Source organism: Oleiphilus sp. HI0125 (assembly GCF_001635355.1).
Window position 1 is genome coordinate 1 of sequence record NZ_LWGF01000252.1, and the last position, 879, is coordinate 879.

Here is an 879-nt window from a genome sequence, read left to right on the forward strand (position 1 = left end):
GTGGTATCGGGTTTTGCTAGAACACAAGAAGAATTAAAAATGTTCAAGCCCTTGTTTTCCATGGCCCCCATATTGAAGTCATCGACCGCGACAATCATGAAAATATCAAGGTCATACTCACGACCATAGACCTCTTCATCCCACTTCATAGAGCGTTTCAAAGCATCAAGGGCATAATCACACTTAGTTGAGTTTTTGTGTTCGACAAAAATTTCGAGACGCACCTCTCGACCACTCATTGTCGTGAAGGTATCTTTTTGACAATGCAAATTACCCGCTACGAGTGCAAACAAATAACACGGCTTCGGGAAGGGGTCATTCCAAACCGCAAAATGACGTCCTCCATCCAATTCGCCTGATTCAATCAAATTGCCATTCGATAGCAAATTTGGATACAAGGATTTATCTGCCTCGATTCTTGTCGTAAAGATCGTTAAGACATCAGGACGGTCGAGATAGTAAGTAATGCGTCGAAAACCCTCGGCTTCACATTGGGTACAGAACATTGTCGATGACTTGTAGAGTCCTTCTAATCGCTTGTTCTCTTGAGGCTTAATCCACGTCACGATTTCTAACTGACAGTCTGCCGGCATATCTGAGATGCTTAGACCGGACTCTGTCACCAAGTAACGATCACTATTTAATAGAGCTCCATCAATACTGACCGAGCGCAATTCTAATTCTTCGCCGTCCAACGCCAACTCTGTCGACTCGGAATCCAAATCTTTAACAACGTGCATAAGATTCGTTACTTCAGCGCCGTCCTCGAATAGCTTAAAGCTCAAAGAAATACTCTCTACGAGGAAGTTCGGTTTTTGATAGTCTTTTAGATATGTGATGTTTGCTGCTGCGTCTTTCATCTTTGTATTCCTAGAGCCC

Annotated in this window: 1 protein-coding gene; it reads right to left on the reverse strand. The window is 43.2% G+C overall.

Annotation, left to right across the window (positions count from 1 at the left end; genetic code table 11):
• Nucleotides 1-860: M1 family aminopeptidase (locus A3762_RS03705; protein ID WP_304439257.1), on the reverse strand; the 860-nt coding region annotated here is incomplete at its 3' end.
• Nucleotides 861-879: the final 19 nt, after the last annotated feature.